The following is a 15,081-nucleotide window of genomic DNA, read 5'->3' as shown; positions in this document are numbered from 1 at the left end:
GCGAATGTGAAGTAATCGGCAGGCGGAAAATCGAGGGACGACGCCCGATTTTCGGCGCTCGTGGACGGGACTGTACATCGGTGTCGTCGGCTGGTCGGCCGTCGCCACGAACCGCCACGAACCGACCTCGGCGGCCGTCGCGTACTCCCGGACGGTGGGCGTCGCTGGTGGGACGCGAGCGCGCGAAAATAGTTCGAACCGAATTGCGGGGCGGGGCCGGCTCAGAACTCGTTTTGGATGATGCCGAGCGTCTCCTCGCGGTCGTCCCACGCCACGAAGATGGCGACGGAGGTCGCGGAGGTGATGGCGTCGTGGATGTTGATGCCGGCCTCGGACAGCGGCTCGACGATGTCGAGGATGACGCCGGGGCGGTTCGGGAGTTCGCCGCCGGTGACGCGGACGACGGCGATGTCGTCTTCGACGGTGACCGACGACAGCGCGTCGTCGGCGACGACGCGGTCGTGGAGGACGGCCTCGGCCCGGTCGGAGTCGTCTTCGAGGACGTAGAACGTGATGGAGTCCATCCCGGAGGCGACCGAATCGACGTTGATATCCTCTTCTCGGAGTGCGGTCGAGAGGTCCGCGAGGATGCCCGGTCGGTTGCGAATCGCCCGCCCGGCGACGGTGAGACACGCGAGGGGCTCTTCCTGCATGTCGATGAGGTTGTGGAACTCGCCTTCGATGAGCGTCCCGCCGGTGAGCAGGTCGCCGTGCTGGTAGTGGACGACCCGAACGTCCAGCGCCGCGTCCTTGTACGAGAGCGCGGACGGCGCGACGACCTCGGCCCCGCGGAACGAGAGGTTCCGAAGCTCGTCGACGGTGATGCGGCCGACGTTGCGCGCGCCTTCGACGACGCGCGGGTCGCCGGTCATGACGCCCTCCACGTCGGTCACGATAACGACCTCGTCGGCGTCCATGTAGTTGCCGAGCATCACGGCGGAGGTGTCGGAGCCGCCGCGGCCGAGCGTCGTGATTTCGCCGTCGTGGTTCTGCGCGAGGAAGCCGGTGATGACCGGGACGACGCCGTCGAGTTCGGCGGCGAGCTTCGCGGCCCGCTCTCTGGTCGCCTCGACGTCGACCTCGCCGAGGTCGTTCGTGATAACCGGCCACTCGTCGGTGCCGGGTTCGACGAACAGGGCGTTGACGCCGCGGGCGGCCAGCGCCGCCTTGAGCATCCGCACGCTGGTCCGCTCGCCCATCGAGACGATTTCGGCGCGGTCGCGGTCGTCGGCCTCGAACTTGATTTCGTCGAGCAGGTCGTCGGTCGTCGAGCCCATCGCGGAGGCGACGACGGCGATTTCGTGGCCGTGTTCGACGGCCGCGGCGATGGAGTCGGCGGCGCGGTTGATTCGGTCGCCGCTACCGAGCGAGGTGCCGCCGAACTTCGCGACTACGCGCATCGTTCCTCCGGTGCGTCGCGTCGCTTCGGGGCTCCGTTGGTAAACATGCGAGGGGCTAACGCGGGGGGACGTATAACTATGTCCTCCGATTCAACCGTTGCCGTCACCCGCGAATCCGGCGCTGAGACGGCCCGTACCGCCGCCTCGCGGGCGGAGATTTATCACCGAAGCCGCGGAAGGTTCGGGCATGGATGTCAGAGACGCCGTTGACACCGACGCCGAGGCGCTCGCCGCCGTCGCCGACGCGCCGATACGGGCGATGCGGCGGCTGATACGCGACCGGACGGTCCGCCTCGCCACCGCCGAGACGAGTTCGGACCCCCACGCCGACGCGCCGGCCGACGACGAACCGGTGCTCGGCTTCGTCGGCTTCGACGTCCGCGACGGCGTCCTCCACGTCACCCGACTCGGCGGCACCGAGGCGGCAGTGCGGCGACTGCTCGAAGAGCCGCTTCGATTCGCCAGCGCCGAAGACCTGCCGGTCGAGGTGCTCGTCCTCGAATCCGAGGCCCCGCTGTGCGAGGCGGTCGAGCACGTCGGCTTCGACCGCGTCGGCCACGGCCCGCGGTTCGAGGGGTCCCCGACGCTTCGGTACGTCCTCGACGAGACGGGATAGCGAACGAGCCGACTCGTCTTCGTCGTTCCCCGCCGCCCCCGGCGGCGTCGCGGGCGACGAGAACCGACGGAGGGAATACATACCTCCCGCCCGTCAGGTGGCCCATGACCGAACGACGCGGGTACCGACGACCGGAAGTGAGACGGCCGTGACGGCGGTCGAAGAGCTGTTCGTCTCGCTCGCCGGGTCGAGCCCGGTGATGCAGGGCCTCCTCGGCGGCATCGTCATCGCCGGGATGAACATGCTCGGCGCGCTTCTCATTCTCGTCTGGCGCGACCCCTCGAAGCGCTCGCTCGACACGCTCCTCGGCTTCGCCGCCGGCGTCATGCTCGCCGCGAGCTTCACGAGCCTCATCCTCCCCGGCATCGAGGCGGCGGGCGGGAGCCCGATTCCCGTCCTCGTCGGCTTCGTCGTCGGCGTCGTCGTCCTCGACCAAGCCGACCTGTGGATTCCGCACGTCCACATCCTCGTGACCGGCAAGACCCGAGCGGACGCCCCGGAGACGGACAAAAAAATGGCCTCAGTCATCCTGTTTATCGTCGCCATCACCATCCACAACATGCCCGAGGGTCTCGCCGTCGGGGTCGGCTTCGGCTCCGGCGACCTCGGGACCGCCATCCCGCTGATGCTCGCCATCGGCATCCAGAACATCCCCGAGGGGCTGGCGGTCTCCATCGCCGCCGTCAACGCCGGGCTTCGGAACACGACCTACGCGACGTTCGCGGGCATCCGCGCCGGCCTCGTGGAGATTCCGCTCGCCGTCTTCGGCGCGTGGGCCATCCAGTACGCCGCGGCGCTGCTCCCCTACGCGATGGGCTTCGCCGCCGGCGCGATGCTGTTCGTCATCTCCGACGAAATCGTCCCCGAGACGCACTCGAACGGCCACGAGCGCGTGGCGACGTTCGGGACGATGGTCGGCGTCGTCGTGATGCTCTACCTCGACGTGACGCTCGGGTAGCGGAGTTGACGGCGCAATGCCCGAAAACAGGGCGCTCCGGGAACCTGCAAAAACGGGAGTTCGAGTGGAAGCGAAGGGGTTCAGTCGTCGAGTTGCCGGTAGAAAGTCGCCGGCGCGTGCGCGTCAGTCGTCCGCGAGCGGCGGCTCGGACGGGACCTCGTGGTCCGAGAGCCCCGCGGTCGGCGCGAGGTACGTCGCCGGGTCGAACGCGTCGAGGTCGTCGCCGGCGGCCGCGCGCGCCGGCCAGTCCGGGTTGGCGAGCGCGCTCGTTCCCAGCGTAAAGAGGTCCGCGCCGGCGTCGACGGCGGCATGCGCCGCGTCCGGGTCGCCGAGCCCGCCGTTGGCGATGACGACCGTGTCGTCGGTGACGTACTCGGCGGCGGCCTCCGCGAGCGACGGGCCGTCCGCGCCGAAAGTCGGAGTCGTCGCGTCGGTCTCGGTCGTGTGAACGTAGTCGGCTCCGGCCGCCGACAGCTCCTCGAAGAAGACCGCGGCCGCGTCCTCGCCCTCGGGCCACTCGTAGTCGCCGTCGGTCACTTTTTCCTGCGAGACGCGGATGCCGACGACGAACTCCTCGGGGACCGCGTCGGTGACCGCCGAAAGCACCTCGGCGGGGAATTTCACGCGGGACTCCGGACCGCCGCCGTACTCGTCGTCGCGTCGGTTCGCGTCCGCCGCGAGGAACTCGTTGAGCAGGTAGCCGTTCGCGCCGTGGAGTTCCACGCCGTCGAAGCCGGCTTCGACCGCGTTCGTCGCCGCCCGCACGAACCCCTCGCGGGCGGTTTCGAGGTCGGTCTCGTCGGCCGCCTTCGGGACCGCGAACTCGCCGCTTCCGCCGTAGGCCTCGGCCTTCTGGCCGTCGGGCTGGACCGCGGAGGGCGCGAGCGTCCGGTCGCCGTCAAGGTGGGGGTTGCCCTGCGACTGCGCCCCGGCGTGCATCAACTGCGCGAAAATCGGCGTGTCGACCTCGTGGACGGCGTCCGTGACGGTCGTCCACGCCTCGACGTGGTCGTCGGTGACGAGTCCCGGCTGGTTCAGATAGCCCTGACTGTACGCGTCGTCCGTGTAGACGCCCTCGGTGACGAGAAAGCCGAAGCCGCCGTCGGCGAACTTCCGGTAGTAGTGGGCCATCTCGTTGGTCGCCAAGCCCTCGTCGGTGGCGCTGATGCGCGTCATCGGTGCCAGCCCGACTCGGTTGGCGAGCGACAGGTCGTTCAGGCTCGTCGCATCGAACAGCGCGTCGTCAGTCATCACCGATGCTGTGCGCGTCGCGGATAAAAAGCGACGGCGGAATGGTCCCGACCGTCGCACATCCGGCGTGCTAACAGGGCACATTCGAGTCTGAGACGAACGGCCGCCTCAGGAGAACTTCCGGACCGTCATGTTCAGCGTGTCGAGGTCGACGATGGGCGCGTAGCCGGCGTCGGGGTCGATGTTGACCGATTTCTGGAAGTCGGTCTGGGCCTGCCAGCAGCCGGAGTTGACCGCGAGGACGTTGTGGTACTTGCCCCAGCCGAGTTTGTGGACGTGGCCGGTGTGGAAGATGTCGGGCACGTCCTCCATGACGAGGTAGTCGAGTTCCTCGGGCGCGAGGCGGGTGTGCCCCCCGAACTGCGGCGCGACGTGGCGCTTCTTCAGGAGCTGGTACATCGCCTTGTGCGGCTCGTCGTAGCTCGCCTTGTCGGCCGGCAGCTCGGCGATGACCTCGTCGAGCGAGACGCCGTGGTACATGAGCACGTTGACGCCTTCGAGCGTGACCATCGAAGGGTTGCTCGTGATGCGGGCGTCGTGAGCCGACATGATGTCGCGGAGTTCGTCGTCGAAGCCGGGTTGGGGCTCCGCGAGTCGGACCGCGTCGTGGTTGCCCGGAATCATCACGATTTCGAGGTCGCCGGGCACCGATTTGAGGTGTTCGGAGAACGCCTCGTACTGCTCGTAGATGTCGATGACGTCGAGTTCTTCGTCCTGATTCGGGTAGACGCCGACGCCTTCGACCATGTCGCCGGCGATGAGGAGATACTCGATGCGCGCTGCCTCCTCGGTGTGGAGCCAGTCGGCAAAGCGGTTCCACGCGTCGGCCATGAACTCCTGACTGCCGACGTGCACGTCGGAGATGAGCGCCGCCTGCACGTCCCTGTCGGCGGTGTTGGGGCGGTGGCTCCGCGGCACGTCGGGGAAATGCATCGAGTCGACGAAGAGGATGCCCGCGTCGCCCGACAGCGTCCCCTGGACCGCGATGCACTCGTCCATGAGGAGTTCGTCGACGTAGCCCGCGATGTCCTTGTCCTTCATCACGAGACAGGGGAACGTCCCCGTCGTGTCCTCGAGGTCGATAATCCAGTGACCGCTCTTGGTGGAGCGCACGTCGTCGACGAGGCCGATGAGTTCGGCGTCCTCGCCGCCGGACATGTTCGAGATGGCCTTCGCGGGGCGGTGGTTGACGCGCCCGCGGAGCAGCTTCGAGAGCTTCTCGTAGCGGTCGCGGAACACCTTCACGAAGTCGTCGTACTCGCCGGTCCCCGTCGACTGGCCGGTCATGTCGTTGGCGATTTCGAGGGACCGAAGCGCCGGGTCGACGTTCCGACCGCCCGATGTCCCCTGCGCTTCGGCTGGAACAGACTGGTCGGTGTGGGCCGCGTTGTCGTGCGATGTTGCAGCGGAAACGGAGGGGTCTGATGCGGCGGAGGCGGCTGGGTCGGCATCCGCGGCGTTCGCAGCGTCCGCAGCGGCCGGGGGCGTCGGTTCGGTTCCCGACGGGTCCGCGGCGGGGGCGGACGCGAGCACCTCGCGGACGTGGTCGGCGGTGATGCGAAGCGCGTCGTCCGGGGCGGCTTCGACGACGCGGGCGAGGGTTCGGCCGGGGTCGTCGGAGCCGGCGATGAGGGTCACGGCCTCGCGTTCGGCGTTGTAGCCGCGACCGACGAGCGTCCGGACGATGCGCGCCGGCGTCTCCAGTGGCACACCCGGAGTGCGCGACACGCGGCAAAAAGGATGCCGAAACCCAGAACGTTGAAACCCAGTCCGGGTAAACTGGGAGTGATGAGTGACGACGATGGCCGCCCGCCCTCCCCCGACTCGCGGCGCGGTCCAACCTCCGACGAAGGCGTGCTAACTCGGCTTCGGACGGCAGAGGAGGGGCCGCTTCTGTTCGTCCGCGAACTCCTGACGAGCGCGCTCGCCGTGTTGGCCGTCGGGTTGCTCCTGTTCGCGCTGAGCGGCGTGTGGCCGCCGATGGTCGCCGTCGAAAGCGGGAGCATGGAACCGCACATGCACAAAGGCGACCTCGTGTTCATCACGGGGCCGGAGCGATACGCCCCCGACTCGGCGGTCGAGGGGACCGCCGTCGTCACGGCCGAGACGGGCGCGGAGGTCGACTACCGGAAGTTCGGCGGCCCCGGGAGCGTCATCGTCTACGACGACCCCGGGTCGGCAGGTCCCCCGATTATCCACCGGGCGATGTTCTGGGTCGACGACGGAGAGAACTGGTACGACCGGGCGAACCCCGAGTACATGTCGGCCGACAACTGCCGAGAACTCGCCAACTGCCCCGCCGAGTACAGCGGCTTCATCACGAAAGGCGACAACAACCCCCGGTACGACCAAGTAAGCGGCATCGCCGACCCGGTCCGCCCCGAGTGGGTCCAAGGCGTCGCGCGAATCCGTATCCCGCTTCTCGGGTGGGTTCGGCTGACGCTCGCCAACTCGATGGCGACGACGACGCCGGTCGCGCCCGCCCCTGTCGAGTTCGTCGACGTGCCGACGATGGAAACGGCGGTTCCCGACGCGTCGACGGCAAACGCGGCGGGAGGCGACGCGCCGGGAAGCGACGCGGCGGCGACGACGGCACCGCTTCGGGTCGAAGCGGGGAACACACCGATGCGGACCGCCGCGCTCGCGGCGTGACGCGAGTGCACTAAAAGCGTCGGACGTTCTTCGTTCGTTCTTCAGTTGTCGAACCGCGCCTGCACGAACGGCTGTGCGCTCTCGATGTCGCCGAGTCGGGAGTCCGTCAGCAGGACGGCCTCGGTCTCGTCGATGGGGACGGACAGGCTGATTTCCTTGGTCCGGCCGTAGCGACCCTTCGAGACGACGACGGCGTTGACGATGCCGAGCATGTCGAGTTCCGAGATGAGGTCGGTGACGCGGCGCTGGGTCAGCACGTCGGCGTCGATCTCCTCGCAGAGGCGCTTGTAGATGTTGAACACCTCGCCGGTGTTGATGTTGCGGACGCCGTTTTTCTCCAGGAGGATGATGGCGAAGAGGACGATTTTCGACTGCGTGGGCAGGGTGCGGACGACCTCGACCACCCGGTCGAGTTCGATTTTGTCCTGCGCCTGTCGGACGTGGGCCTCCTCGACGGTGTCGGCCTGCCCGCGCTCCGCGAGTTCGCCGGCCGTGCGGAGCAGGTCGAGCGCGCGCCGGGCGTCGCCGTGTTCCTGCGCGGCGAACGCGGCGCACAGCGGAATCACGTCGTCGGTGAGCGCGCCGGGCTTGAACGCCACGTCGGCGCGGTGCTGGAGGATGTCGCGGAGTTGGTTCGCGTCGTACGGCGGGAAGACGATTTCCTCCTCGCCGAGGCTCGACTTGACCCGGGGGTCGAGGAAGTCGGTGAACTTCAGGTCGTTCGAGATGCCCATGATGGAGATGCGGGAGTTGTCGAGTTCGGAGTTCATCCGCGAGAGGTTGTAGAGCGTGTCGTCGCCCGACTTCTCGACCAGTTTGTCGATTTCGTCGAGCATGATGACGACCACGCGCTCCTTGTAGTCGACCGCGTCGAAAAACGTCGTGTAGACGCGGTCGGTCGGCCACCCGGTCATCGGCACCGTCTCCATCTCGTCGGCGTCGTCGTCGAGTTCCGCCGCGCGCTCGTCGATGTCGGCGATGGAGTCGTAGGGCGTCTCTTCGAGGGCGTTGGGGTCTTCGGTCGCCCGCGTGCGCATCTCGTCGAGGCGCTCCTGTTCGGCCTCGATGCGCTCGACGTTCTTCTCGATGAACTTGTTCGCGAGCTGGGCGAGCACGCGGTACTGCGTGTCCGTCACCTCGCAGTTGATGTACTCGACCTCGCAGGGCACGTCGTACTTCTGGGAGGTGGATTCGAGCTCCTGGCTGACGAACTTCGCGCTCGCGGTCTTCCCGGTCCCCGTCTTCCCGTAGATGAGGATGTTCGACGGCGTCTCTCCGCGCAGGGCGGAGACGAGAATCGTCGCCATCTGGTTTATCTGGTCGGTCCGGTGCGGGAGTTCGTGTGGCGTGTACGACGGGCGGAGGACTTCCTTGTTCTCGAAAATCGGCTCGCCGGCGAGAAGGTCGTCGAACAGCCCTTTCGACCCCTCGTCGTCGTTGAGAACGACTTTGTCGAGGCCGACGTCGGGGTCTTTGTGCTGGTCGAGGTCCTCGTCGGACGCGTCGGGCGCGTCGGCGTCGGGACCGATGCTCGCCTGAATGTCGATGTCTTCGGGCGACACGTCGTCCTCGACGGCGGAACTGTCGGCGGAACCGTCACCGCCGGACGCGTCGTTACTGGGTATGTCGTCGGTGTCGGTGCCAGCATCGGCGTCGGTGTCGGTGCCAGCATCGGCGTCGGCGTCCGCGCCGCCGTCGTCCGGCGTGCTGTTCCCGGCTTCCCCTCGTGCGCCGCCTCGCGGATTCTCTTCCTCGTCCATCGTGAATACCCCTTTGTTTCAAGTGGAATAGTCGCCCGCGGCGGCGTATAGGGTGCGTGAAGCCGGTGATAGTCGGCATTTACGCATCACGCCGAAGAAGGCGATTCCAGATGATGCAAAGGAACCAAACGAACAGTCGGTACAAAAATCTTACTTCTCCGACCCGTCCGCCGCCGTTCGACCGGAACTCGGCCAGACGGGACCGTTTCAACACGAGAACCCGCACGTATCAGTATCGCTCCCCCGGCGATGTCGTCGGTACCGGCGGTCGCTGGGAGACGAACCAGACGGCGAGCAGACGAATCGAGTCGCGTCGGAGGGTCGGCTCGGGTCGGCTCGGGTCGAGTCGAGACGAAACAGGCCGAGACCGAAAGTCGAGTCGGCCGAGTGGTGGGTAACGAGTTGCGCCGGCAACTGCGCGGCAGCGTGACTGAGCGGTGGTGGGTAGCCGGATGGGTGTCGGAGACCGAGTACCGACAGTAACTGGGCGGTGGCGGTGACCGACCAACGGGCGTCGTTGGAGTGGAACTCGACGTGCGATGTGTCCCCGACAGGAAAACTCGATGGGAGCAACCCCTTCGTTTCGTGTGGAGATGGCCGAATAACGATTTGGACGAATTCGAGTAGTAGAGCGAGTGTCAAGCTTGTGTAACGCCTCGATTTCTTCTGGAATTAACCGTCGTTCTCCAGTTCGACGGGAAACCCCTGCGTCTCGGTTCCCCCACACCCCTTCGTTTCGGGTGGAGCCGTGAACAGGAGGGGAGGGGGTCTCGGAAGTTTTTGTATAGCGGTGGTTTTATTACAGATATCTGCATACCATACCCGTAGTAGAGAGAAAACAGATATTATTACTTGCCCCCTCTATTCAATTAACATCCGATCGCCGTCTAGCGGTCTCCCCCCACCCCCCCCTTCGGCCCGTTCCACCTGAAACGAAGGGGTGGGGGTGTTGCCTTGCGAGTCGTTCACGTCCCGCAGTACGTGTCACCCGATCAGAACTACGACTACTGCGGCGAGGACAGACTGCGGGGAGGTCGGCGCGGCGGCTTCAGAACGCTCGTCGTGTTCGAGAGACGCTGCGGTACTCCGAAGGTCACTGCCCGGTGCCCGTTCCAGTTACGCACGTGTACGCCCAAAGTAACAACTAAACGAATGCGGTACCGCCGCCGAGCGGCCGCCTTTCGGTCGCTCGGTACGTCCCGACCGAACGACGGCCTGTCGATTTCGTCGTTCGAGTTCGTCCACTCGGACTGACCGCCGTCACCGACGTTCTTTTCTGTCGTTTTGTCGACCACGTGACTGGTGTCTGACGTAGTGCTTAAGTGAGTCCGGTTGGGTGATACCTCCATACGCCCTCCACGACGCGTTCGGGAGGTGCGGGAGGCCCAGGATGGGACTGCTCACAGATTTAAGAGACAGCATCTCACGAGTCGTCGACCGGCTCTTTTCGGAGAGCGAGCCGAAGCGGATCGGTATATATGGCCCGCCCAACGCCGGGAAGACGACTCTCGCAAATCGTATCGCCCGTGATTGGACCGGTGACGCCGTCGGTCCCGAGAGCCACATCCCTCACGAGACTCGCCGCGCCAGGCGGAAAGAGAACGTCGAAATCGAGCGGAACGGCAAGAAAGTCACTATCGACATCGTCGACACCCCGGGGGTTACGACGAAGGTCGATTACAAGGAGTTCCTCGAACACGACATGGAGAAAGACGACGCCGTTCGCCGGTCCCGCGAGGCGACCGAGGGCGTCGCCGAGGCCATGCACTGGCTCCGCGAGGACGTCGACGGCGTCATCTACGTGCTCGACAGCACGAAGGACCCGATATCGCAGGTCAACACGATGCTCATCGGTATCATCGAGAGCCAGGACCTGCCCGTGCTCATCTTCGCGAACAAAATCGACCTCGAAGACTCGAACGTCGAGCGCATCGCGAACGCGTACCCACAGCACGAAACAGTCGAGTTGTCAGCGCTCGAAGGGGAGAACATGGACGAAGTGTACGCCAAAATCGCGAAGTACTTCGCGTGATTCACCATGCCTGAAGCAACAGCCTCCGACAACGGCTCCGACGGGGTCCAGATAGACCTCTTCAGCGGGAATCGGATGGCAAACCTCACCAGCATGGAGAAGATTCGACTCATCCTCGACGGCGTCCGTGACGGAAACATCGTCATCCTGGAGGAAGGCCTCTCGCCCGACGAGGAGTCGAAGCTTATCGAAGTCACGATGGCCGAGATAAGCCCCGACGAGTTCAACGGTATCGAAATCGAGACGTATCCGCGTTCGCAGACCGCAGACCAGAGCTTCCTCGACCGGCTCATGGGCCGACAGTCGACCCAGAAGCTCACGGTCATCGGTCCTGCGAACCAGATTCAGACGCTTCACAAGGACGAGAATCTCATCAGCGCGCTCGTCTCGCGAAAGTAGGGGGCCCCACGAACGCCCTCACGCGCCATCCGGCGCCAACATCCACCAATGCCACATCAATGCACCACGTGCGGTAAGGTGTTCCCCGACGGCTCGAAGGAGATGCTCTCGGGGTGCCCGAGCTGCGGCGGCAACAAGTTTCAGTTCAAGCCCGCGTCGAGCGGGAGCGCTCCCGCGAGCGCAAGCGACGACACGCCGTCGACGGGCGGCGCCGGAACGCGGGACCTGAGCTCCTCGGCGGCCGACGCCGTCCGAGACCGCGCCCAGCAGCAGTCCCATCCCGACTCGACCGACGAGGAGTCGATGACCGTCAGCGACTGGGCGAACGCGAATGCGGACGCGAACGCCCCACAGCGATCCGAGACCGGTGACACCGCCGGTTCGACCCGAAGCGAACCGTCGTCGACCGGTGCGGCCGGGTCGAGCGACGCGGCCGACGGGGGTGGCGAACCCGAAGACAAACCTCGTGGTTGGGGCGAGTGGCCGTCCGCGCCCGGCGAGTCTCCGGGAGCAGACCCGCAGGAGCCCCCAGCGTCGCGGAACAAATCCCGAGGTGAGCCCGCGACGGAGCGACCCAGTAGCTCGGCGGACTCGGCTTCGCCGCCGGACCGCGACCCCGGTACAATCAACGCGCGCGAGACGGACGAGGACAACTCCCAGAAGAGCGCTCGGAGCGATGTCGTCACGCCGGAGGAACTCGCCGCCGCCGACGCGAACCGACGCGGTTCGGGGGCTGAGACGCCGTCGGAAGCGCCGCCCGCCTCCGAGGGGGCGGCCGGTCAGCCCGCCGACGCGCCCACGGACGCGGACGGCACGGTCATCGAGCCTTCGTCCGACGAGCGGCCCGACCTGGACCAGCTTCGCGAGGAGCTCAACGACCAGTTCGAGAGCATCAAAATCGTCAACCCCGGGCAGTACGAACTCAACCTCATGGAGCTGTACGACCGAAGCGAGTACATCATCTCGCTCCGCGAGGACGGCCGGTACGTCATCGAAGTTCCGGACACGTGGGGCCCCGGCAACCGCGAGGACTGAACGCGCTTTCCGCGCCCGCCCGACTTTTCATCCCGTCGTTTCCGGTGGAACGCCGACCGTCCGGTCTCGTACGCACGAGTCCATCCGTCGAATCGGCACAACCGTTATATACGATAGTTGAGAGTATATCTCCTTGGGGAAGCGCTATGTCCAATCCGCACAACGAAAAGGTCGCTGAGTGGGCGTCGCTCCTCGGAGCGTCGCTCCCGACCGCGCGACCAGACGACCCCGACCTCGATACCGCTGACAGCACGGGGTAACGACCGCCGCGGCGAGGCCCGGCGGACGCTTTACTTTCACCCCGCTCTGCGAACCCTTATCGGCAAGGGCGAGCAATCGTCACCGATGTCGGCCTCCGAGGACGTTGCGTACGTGGACCACCCGCTACTCGCGCCGTCGTTCATCGAGCGGCGGCTCTATCAGATTCGCCTCGCCGGGACCGCGCGCGACGGCCACACGCTGGTCTGTCTCCCCACCGGTCTCGGGAAGACGACCGTCAGCCTGCTCGTCACCGCCCAGCGCCTCCACGACGTGGGCGGAACGTCGCTGTTTCTCGCGCCCACGAAGCCGCTGGTCCAGCAGCACGCCGATTTCTACCGCGAGGCGCTGACCGTCCCGGACGACGAAATCGTCGTCTTCACCGGCGACGTTCGGCCCGACGACCGGGCCGAACTCTGGCAGGAGGCCCAAATCGTCATCGCCACGCCGCAGGTCATCGAAAACGACCTCATCGGCAACCGCATCTCGCTTCGGGACGTGACGCACCTCACCTTCGACGAGTGCCACCGCGCGAGCGGCGACTACGCCTACGTCTACATCGCAGAGCGCTACCACGCCGACGCCGAAGACCCGCTCGTCACGGGGATGAGCGCCTCGCCCGGCGGCGACGAAGAGGCCATCCTCGAAGTCTGTGAGAACCTCGGCATCGTCGACGTGGAGGTGATGACCGAGGAGGACGCCGACGTGTCGGAGTACACCCACGACACGGACGTGGAGTGGAACCGCATCCAACTCCCCGACGAGATTCTGGAGATACGCGACGCCCTCAACGAGGTCATCACCGACCGCCTGGAGAAGCTCAAGCAGTTGGGCGTCACCAAATCGACGAAGCCCGATATCTCCCAGAAGAAGCTCAACCGGATGCGCGCGGAGCTCCAGCGGCTGATGAACGCCGACAAGTCGGAGGGCTACAAGGGGATGTCGACGCACGCGGAGGTGATGAAGCTCCGCCGGGCGGTCGAACTCGTCGAGACCCAGTCGGTGGAGTCGGTCCGGCGGTACTTCGAGCGCCAGCGCAACGCCGCCCGGTCGTCGGGCGCCTCGAAGGCGAGCCAGCGACTCGTCGCCGAGCCGAAAGTCCGCGAGGCGATGCGGAAAGCCGAGTCGTTCGACGGCCTCCACCCGAAGTTCAGGAAGACGCGCATCCTCCTCGCGGAGACGCTCGGCATCCAGAACGGCGAGCGCGTCATCGTCTTCACCGAGTCGCGCGACACGGCCGAGGCGCTGACGGAGTTCCTCTCGGAGAGCTTCTCGGTCCGGCGGTTCGTCGGGCAGGGCGACCGCGAAGGCTCCGACGGGATGACCCAGAACGAACAGCAGGAGACCCTCGACAAGTTCCGAAACGGCGAGTTCGAGGTACTCGTATCGACCTCCGTCGCGGAGGAGGGCCTCGACGTGCCCGAGGTCGACCTCGTGCTCTTTTTCGAACCCGTGCCGACCGCTATCCGGTCCATCCAGCGGAAGGGGCGGACCGGCCGGCAGGCCGACGGTCGCGTGGTCGTCCTCCTCGCCGAGGACACCCGCGACGAGGCGTATTTCTGGATATCGCGCCGCCGCGAGAAGACGATGCAAAACGAGCTTCGGGACCTCAAGGGCGCGGCCGACGACCTCGAAGCCGAACTCGACCCCTCCCAGCGCGACCTCTCGGCGTTCGCGGGCGACGACGGCAGTTCCGCCGGTAGCGCGGGGAGTTCCACCGGAAACGAGGGGGTTGACGCCGCGGCCGGTGACGATGCAAACGGGGCGTCGGACGCGGAATCGACCGCCACGAACGGAGAGACCGCGGCAGCCGCGACGACCGACTCGGACGGGCAGTCCGGCCTCGCCGACTTCGGCCCCTCGGACGAGGAGTTGGCGCGGGCGGACGAGGGCGACGAGGGCGACAGTGGAAACGACAGCGACGCCGAGACGGACGACCCGGCCACCGTCGCCGCGGCGGGAACGGACGACGAGGAGACCGTCGAAATCGTCGTCGACCAGCGCGAACTCGACTCCAACATCGCCCGCTCCCTCTCGAAGCGCGAGGACCTGACGACCCGACTGGAGACGCTCGCGGTCGGTGACTACGTCCTCTCGGACCGCGTCGCGGTCGAGCGAAAGAGCGTCTCGGACTTCCTCGACACGCTCACGGGCGGCGACCGGTCGATATTCGAGCAGATAGCGGACCTCACGCGCCACTACGCCCGGCCGCTGCTCGTCATCGAGGGGCGCGGGCTCTACGAGGAGCGCAACATCCACCCCGGCGCGATTCGCGGGGCGCTGTCGTCGGTCGCGGTCGACTTCAACGTGAGCGTGCTGTTCACGGAGGACGAAGACGACACCGCGGAGCTGCTGGCGACCATCGCCACCCGCGAGCAGACGGACCGCGAGCGCACCGTGAGCGTCCACGGCGGCAAGAGCGCGAAGACGCTCGACGAGCAACAGGAGTACGTCGTCTCCGCCATCGCGGACATCGGCCCGGTCACGGCGCGGACGCTGCTCGAAGCGTTCGGGAGCGTCGAGGCGGTCATGACCGCAAACGAGGACGACCTCAAGGAGGTCCGCGGCGTCGGCCAAGTCACCGCCGAGCGAATCCGCGAGGTCGTCGGCTCGGAGTACCGCTGAGCAGCGGTCGCCGCCCGCGACGCCTCAGGGGACGATAGTCACCGGGACGGCCTCGGCCCGAAGCCTGTCTCTTATACACATCTCTGAGCGGGCTG

At 66.5% G+C, this 15,081-nt stretch carries 12 protein-coding genes (1 of these 12 cut by a window edge); 7 read left to right on the top strand and 5 right to left on the bottom strand.

What is annotated here, in order from left to right; all coding sequences use genetic code 11:
• Positions 1-221 precede the first annotated feature (221 nt).
• Positions 222-1,400: an aspartate kinase gene (locus C458_RS13575; RefSeq protein WP_008576512.1), complete on the bottom strand. Its 1,179-nt coding sequence runs from the start codon at positions 1,398-1,400 to the stop codon at positions 222-224.
• Between the two features lie 187 nt (positions 1,401-1,587).
• Here C458_RS13575 and C458_RS13570 point away from each other — a divergent pair, with 187 nt between their 5' ends.
• Complete coding sequence (locus tag C458_RS13570) at positions 1,588-2,016, top strand: hypothetical protein (RefSeq protein WP_004044961.1); 429 nt, start codon at positions 1,588-1,590, stop codon at positions 2,014-2,016.
• 148 nt (positions 2,017-2,164) lie between these two features.
• Positions 2,165-2,974: a ZIP family metal transporter gene (locus C458_RS13565; protein ID WP_008576510.1), complete on the top strand. Its 810-nt coding sequence runs from the start codon at positions 2,165-2,167 to the stop codon at positions 2,972-2,974.
• A 123-nt stretch (positions 2,975-3,097) separates the two neighbouring features.
• On the opposite strand, the gene C458_RS13560 is transcribed toward C458_RS13565, so the two are convergent.
• Complete coding sequence (locus C458_RS13560; RefSeq protein ID WP_008576509.1) at positions 3,098-4,225, bottom strand: NADH:flavin oxidoreductase; 1,128 nt, start codon at positions 4,223-4,225, stop codon at positions 3,098-3,100.
• Between the two features lie 108 nt (positions 4,226-4,333).
• Positions 4,334-5,935: a DNA-directed DNA polymerase II small subunit gene (locus C458_RS13555; RefSeq protein ID WP_008576508.1), complete on the bottom strand. Its 1,602-nt coding sequence runs from the start codon at positions 5,933-5,935 to the stop codon at positions 4,334-4,336.
• Positions 5,936-6,079: 144 nt separating this feature from the next.
• On the opposite strand from C458_RS13555, the gene C458_RS13550 reads away from it, so the two are divergent.
• Entirely contained in the window at positions 6,080-6,877 is a 798-nt protein-coding gene (locus C458_RS13550) for a S26 family signal peptidase (protein ID WP_008576507.1), read from the top strand.
• A gap of 41 nt (positions 6,878-6,918) precedes the next feature.
• On the opposite strand, the gene C458_RS13545 is transcribed toward C458_RS13550, so the two are convergent.
• A complete protein-coding gene (locus C458_RS13545) occupies positions 6,919-8,637 on the bottom strand; it encodes a Cdc6/Cdc18 family protein (protein ID WP_008576506.1) in 1,719 nt (572 codons plus the stop codon).
• Positions 8,638-10,027: 1,390 nt separating this feature from the next.
• Here C458_RS13545 and C458_RS13540 point away from each other — a divergent pair.
• From C458_RS13540 to C458_RS13525, 4 genes are all read left to right on the top strand, one after another.
• Positions 10,028-10,669, top strand: a complete 642-nt coding sequence (locus C458_RS13540; protein ID WP_004044952.1) for an Era-like GTP-binding protein — start codon at positions 10,028-10,030, stop codon at positions 10,667-10,669.
• A 6-nt stretch (positions 10,670-10,675) separates the two neighbouring features.
• The gene (locus C458_RS13535; RefSeq protein ID WP_004044951.1) at positions 10,676-11,068 is read left to right on the top strand and encodes a DUF2073 domain-containing protein; all 393 of its coding nucleotides are present in this window, start codon (positions 10,676-10,678) and stop codon (positions 11,066-11,068) included.
• Between the two features lie 48 nt (positions 11,069-11,116).
• The gene (locus tag C458_RS13530; protein WP_081603283.1) at positions 11,117-12,103 is read left to right on the top strand and encodes a Zn-ribbon containing protein; all 987 of its coding nucleotides are present in this window, start codon (positions 11,117-11,119) and stop codon (positions 12,101-12,103) included.
• A gap of 345 nt (positions 12,104-12,448) precedes the next feature.
• Entirely contained in the window at positions 12,449-14,986 is a 2,538-nt protein-coding gene (locus C458_RS13525) for a DEAD/DEAH box helicase (protein ID WP_008576502.1), read from the top strand.
• A 71-nt stretch (positions 14,987-15,057) separates the two neighbouring features.
• On the opposite strand, the gene C458_RS13520 is transcribed toward C458_RS13525, so the two are convergent.
• A protein-coding gene (locus C458_RS13520; protein WP_008576500.1) for a universal stress protein crosses the window boundary here: on the bottom strand, positions 15,058-15,081 show its end. 246 nt of this gene lie beyond the right edge of the window; the window shows 24 of its 270 coding nt (coding positions 247-270); its start codon lies off the right edge, out of view; its stop codon occupies positions 15,058-15,060.

Source organism: Haloferax sp. ATCC BAA-644 (assembly GCF_000336975.1).
GTDB lineage: Archaea > Halobacteriota > Halobacteria > Halobacteriales > Haloferacaceae > Haloferax > Haloferax volcanii.
This window is presented reverse-complemented; position numbering and strand designations above follow the sequence as displayed.